Genomic DNA, 4,985 nt, shown 5'->3' on the forward strand with positions numbered 1-4,985 from the left:
GTTTCTTCCCATTTACTATGAACGAACTGAACATTTGCATCGTTTTCAAAGTATTGTTGTAAATAAGCAAGCACACTTTCAGAACCATCCACTAACGTTAAACTTTTGACATCCTGACGGAGTTGGAAGGTATAGTTGCCCCATCCCGGCCCCATTTCAACACAAGATGAATTTTGCGGGATATGCGGTTTCATTTTTTCGTAGATTTTTTTTGCATAGTCATCTGTTTGCTTGTTTGTTTTTTTCTTCATGGACTGAGCCCAAAATGCTTCTTCCAGCTCATCATCGATCATTCGTTCTGGCATCTTGCCATGCCAGTCTAACATGCCTTCTTTCCACAGCTTTTCAAAATCAAATTGTAAAGGGGATTCTTTTATCATTGAATTTTCTCCTCAATCTCGACAACAAAACTGGAAAACCCTTTTCTGGTGAATTGGGTGCCAGTTTGTGATTTACCCATGGCGTCCTGAGTGCTTAAAACTCAAGCCCCTTCATCGCTTTAACATCCTGTTCCGCATAATAATGTTTTGTGGCATCAATTGTTGACACTAAATCAGCTAAAGCGAGTAGCGATGGATGTGCAGAACGGCCTGTGATGACAAGGTGCATCGTTTTAGGACGGTTTTGTATGGCCTCTAAAACCTCATGTAATGGCAATACATCATCGATTGGAAAACGAGTGATGGCTAACGCATTATTCAGCTCATCCAGCACTAAAACATCTGTTGTTTCATCCTTTAGCTCTTCTTTTACAGTCTGCCAAGCTTTCGCAAGTGCATCACGATGTTCCTCCGGTGTTTTCGTCCATGTAAAACCGATTCCTAATTGCACTGTTTCAACACCAAGTTTTCGCAGGGCAATTTGTTCACCATAAGTACGTTCAGGTGATTTAATAAATTGAAAGTATTTCACCTTCATGCCGCGGCCAATTGCACGTAATGCCACACCAAGTGAAGCAGTTGTTTTTCCTTTGCCTTCTCCTGTATAAACTAACAGCATCCCCTGTCGAGCCATGTACAAACCTCCCTATAGCCACGTTGTTTTTTCTGCAAATGGTGTACGCTTTTTCGCGGAAGTGATTTCTTCTGCAGGGTAACCAATGCATAACGTCCCTACTAATTGCTCTCCATCCGATGCACCAATAAAATCATGTAATGCTGTATCATGCACTAAGCCAACACCGCGTGTACGCCAGACCATGCCTAAACCCAGCTGTTCGGCCATTAACCACATCGACATAATCGCACCGCTGACTGCAAAGGTATTATCTTTTGTTGCGCCTTCATCTCCTTCAACAATGGCAGATGTCACCACTATGACAAGCGGTGTTTTTGTGATGGCCTCCATTGAACTTTCCACTAAATGTGGTTTTGTTGGGAAACGTTTTTGTAAATAATCCAGTGCCACCTGCTCATAACGTTTTAAGCTGTCGCCCTGTAATACATAGAAATGCCAGGGCTCCCGCATACGGTCATTTGGTGCAAACGTTGCAGCTTCTAATAACGTCTCAATTTTGTCACGTTCCACTTCGCGCGTTTCAAATTGGCGAATCGCACGGCGCTTTTTTAAGGCATCTAACATAATTCATGCTCCTTTTCTATAAACCAGGAAATTTGATCCCTTACACTAACCACATCGCCAACTAAAATCATGGCTGGATTAGTGATACGATGGATTTGAATATCTTGTGCAATCGTGGAGAGATTGCCAGTAATCGTACGCTGATTTTTAGTTGTGCCCCATTCAATGACGGCAACAGGGGTTGTTTCACTTTTGCCATAGGTTATTAGGCTTTTCGATATATGCGCGATATTGCCTATGCTCATATAAAAGGCGACCGTATCAATTTGAGCAAGCGCGGACCAATTTAAAAAGTCCTGCTCCTTTTCTGGGCGGCCATGACCTGTAACAATCGCAAAGCTTGCAGCATGATCACGATGTGTCACAGGAATCCCTGCATAAGCAGGCGCGGCAATCCCGGCTGTAATACCAGGCACGATTTCAAACGGAATATCGGCTTGCCGTAAAATCGTGGCTTCTTCTGCACCACGTCCAAAGACAAATGGGTCACCGCCTTTTAAGCGAAGAACCTGCTTGCCAAGATTGGCTTGTTCCACTAGCACACGATGAATTTCATCTTGAATCAGTCCATGCCTGCCTGGTTCTTTTCCACAATAAATCAGCTCGGCGTCTGCTTTCGCATGTTTTAATAATTCAGCATTCACCAGTCGGTCATATAAAATCACATCTGCTTGCTGAATGCACTCTAGTCCACGAATCGTCAATAGTTTTGGGTCACCAGGACCAGCTCCTACAATATATACAAATCCGCTCACTGTTTTTCTCCTATACGCTGCTGCAGCCACGCTTCACATTTTTGTTTTTCACCTTGCTCCATCCATTGTAATAACTGTGGATCCAGGAGCTCTGCTAATAGCTGTTTTTTCTCATCGCCCGTAAACAGTTGTATAATTTGCTGACGTGCTTCCTTTAAAAATGAAACATACTGCGCGTATTGTACTCCAAATTGCTATTCTAAATTTGTCTTTACTTGGCGTGTCAGACCTGGACTAGCTCCAGACGTCGATACAGTCAATACGAAATCACCGCGGCGAACGACTGCTGGATTGATAAAATCAACACGACCTTTTGCATCAGCACGGCTCAGTAATTGCCAATGCTGTGCCGCTTCTTCCACTGCATTATTTACCTCTTCGTCATTTGTAACAGCGAAAATCAGTGCTGCATCATCTAAATCAGCAGGTTCAAATGCTTTTTCTTTCCATGTTACAAGCCCTTCATTGATGTAATGCTGCAATTTCTCAGTTACTACTGGGCTTATTACTGTCACTAGCGCCTTTGTTGGCAGCAGCGCTTCCGCCTTTTGACGTGCTACATGTCCGCCCCCAACAATAACAACCTTTTTGTAGTCAATATTCATTAATAGTGGGAAATAATCCATTGTTTACCTCCAAACATGCTGTCAGCCAATTTTTCACTAGCTGTGGATTCGAAGCAAAATGAAAGTGTGTATAGCCAGCAACAATATTTTTATGTAGATAACCTTCCTGCTGAGAACGAAAACGGCCTTTACTAAAATAAGCTGGTGATGTATGCTCCCCCTCATACGTTGAGTAATGGAACTCATGCCCTTTTGCCTGCTCCTCTTCATTGATTAGAAAGTTGCCCGGAACACCTGTAATTTCCCGGTATCCCAGTGCCGCTAATTTATCTTGCATCCGCACACGTCCTGGAATGATCCCGAGCATCGGGAATACCTGGCCTTGACGATTCACAATTTCATCTGTTAAATACATAAAACCGCCGCATTCCGCTAATGTTGGCAACCCTCGCTCAAGCGCGGCTCTTATAGATTGCTTCGTTTCCTCATTTTTCGCCAAGATTTTAGCAAACTCTTCTGGGAAACCACCGCCGATATACAGCCCCTGAGCGTTTTCTGGAACTTCTTCATTCTGTAATGGCGAGAAGTAATGCAATGTGGCACCATATGTACGGAGTAATTCTAGATTTTCTTCATAATAGAAGTTAAAGGCGGCATCCTTTGCAACTGCAATATGTATTTCTTCTATTTGCGGCTGTGCATCAAAGATAGATTCAGCAACGTCCAATGGTTGTGTTTTTGTAATTTCCAGCAGTTGTTCAATATCCACTGTTTCTTCGATTGCTTCTGCAAGACTATCAAAATATGAATCTAAATCACCACGTTCAATGGCTGGTACTAAACCCAGATGACGGCTTGGCATCAAAGGGACAGCTCCTTTTGGCAGATAGCCAATGACAGGAATTCCACATTCTTGTTCAATTGCTGCTTTGACAATTTCAAAATGGCTTTTACTTCCTAATTGATTGGCAATAACACCAACAATATTGGAGCTTTCATCTAACATTTGAAATCCTTTGACAATCGCAGCCGCACTTCTTGCCATACTTGCTGCATTGACAATTAAAATGACGGGACTCTTTGTAATCTCACTAATATGAGCAGCAGATCCTTCATTTGATAATGGGGATTTGCCATCATAAAAGCCCATCACTCCTTCAATAACAGCTGCATCTGCATCTTGGCTCGCTCTTGCGACAATGGCACGAACTGTATCACGGGACATCATGAAACTATCAATATTACGAGAAGGGCGTTGTGTGACAGCTGTATGATACGTTGGGTCAATATAGTCCGGGCCGCATTTAAAGCCCTGGACTGTTAATCCACGCTTCATAAGCGTACGCATGATGCCGATTGTGAATGTTGTTTTTCCAACACCGCTTCCTGTGCCGGCTAGTACAAATCGATTCATCGTACTTCCTCCTCAAAGTTGACACGTGCAATGGATATAGTCACATTTCCGCTTTTCTTTTTCTCTAGCAGTAACTCTTTCGCATTCGTATAACGCAATGCTGCCGGCTCACTGACCCCATATGCACCTGTATATTTAAAGACTGTTTCCGATGGGTTTTGCATCGGTATTTCATTTAGCTGGTCAGGTGTGTAAGTTACAAATGGCCAGTTATGTTTAGCGGTTAATTCAAGCAGGCCTGTTTCGTTTTTCTTTAAGTCGATGGTCGCAACTGCTTTGACACTTTTTTTACTTAAACACAGCTCAGCTAATGTTTCATCTATGACTTGTTCAATTTCTGCCATTGCCGTACCACGATTACAGCCAATGCCAAGTACAATTGATTTTGGACGATACAAAACTCCGTTCTCGAGCAGTACCTTTTCATGTGCCTCAATTAAACGATCTGTAATAAGCAGTGCCGCTTGTGGCTTTGCCATGATCGCTTCATCTATCGTTGGATAAATTTTTAAATTGTCAGGCATTGAGCGATCATACATCCACCAATTTTTTTCACCCGCTTCCTGCACGATCGCAACATGCTCTTCATTGACAACCGATGCACTAACAGGTGTTAATTTTTCTTCACTTTCCCACATCCACCCAAATTGGGCGCCAAATAAATCCACG

7 protein-coding genes and 1 pseudogene are annotated in these 4,985 nt (G+C 42.9%); all 8 read right to left on the reverse strand.

Features of this window, described 5'->3' with window-relative positions; translation table 11 throughout:
- Positions 1-380 (reverse strand): annotated as a pseudogene (locus V7659_RS18160) (class I SAM-dependent methyltransferase); the annotation flags it as partial.
- A gap of 94 nt (positions 381-474) precedes the next feature.
- On the reverse strand, positions 475-1,014 hold the full coding sequence (locus V7659_RS18165) for a cob(I)yrinic acid a,c-diamide adenosyltransferase (RefSeq protein ID WP_335541190.1): 540 nt from the start codon (positions 1,012-1,014) through the stop codon (positions 475-477).
- Between the two features lie 12 nt (positions 1,015-1,026).
- Positions 1,027-1,581, reverse strand: a complete 555-nt coding sequence (locus V7659_RS18170; RefSeq protein WP_335541191.1) for a nitroreductase family protein — start codon at positions 1,579-1,581, stop codon at positions 1,027-1,029.
- Positions 1,575-2,336, reverse strand: coding sequence for a uroporphyrinogen-III C-methyltransferase (gene cobA / locus V7659_RS18175; protein WP_335541192.1), 762 nt, complete (start codon positions 2,334-2,336; stop codon positions 1,575-1,577). Before cobA ends, V7659_RS18170 begins: the two co-directional genes overlap by 7 nt.
- Complete coding sequence (locus tag V7659_RS32155; RefSeq protein WP_420491744.1) at positions 2,333-2,473, reverse strand: hypothetical protein; 141 nt, start codon at positions 2,471-2,473, stop codon at positions 2,333-2,335. Before V7659_RS32155 ends, cobA begins: the two co-directional genes overlap by 4 nt.
- A gap of 57 nt (positions 2,474-2,530) precedes the next feature.
- Positions 2,531-2,962 carry a precorrin-2 dehydrogenase/sirohydrochlorin ferrochelatase family protein gene (locus V7659_RS18180; RefSeq protein ID WP_335541193.1) on the reverse strand — a complete coding sequence of 144 codons (432 nt, stop codon included), beginning with the start codon at positions 2,960-2,962 and terminating at the stop codon, positions 2,531-2,533.
- On the reverse strand, positions 2,931-4,316 hold the full coding sequence (locus V7659_RS18185) for a cobyrinate a,c-diamide synthase (RefSeq protein ID WP_335541194.1): 1,386 nt from the start codon (positions 4,314-4,316) through the stop codon (positions 2,931-2,933). The genes V7659_RS18180 and V7659_RS18185 overlap by 32 nt, the downstream gene beginning before the upstream one ends.
- On the reverse strand, positions 4,313-4,985 hold a 673-nt coding region (locus V7659_RS18190; RefSeq protein ID WP_335541195.1), incomplete at its 5' end, for a cobalt-precorrin 5A hydrolase. The genes V7659_RS18185 and V7659_RS18190, both read right to left, overlap by 4 nt.

This window comes from Neobacillus drentensis (assembly GCF_036966985.1).
Lineage (GTDB): Bacteria > Bacillota > Bacilli > Bacillales > Cytobacillaceae > Neobacillus > Neobacillus drentensis_E.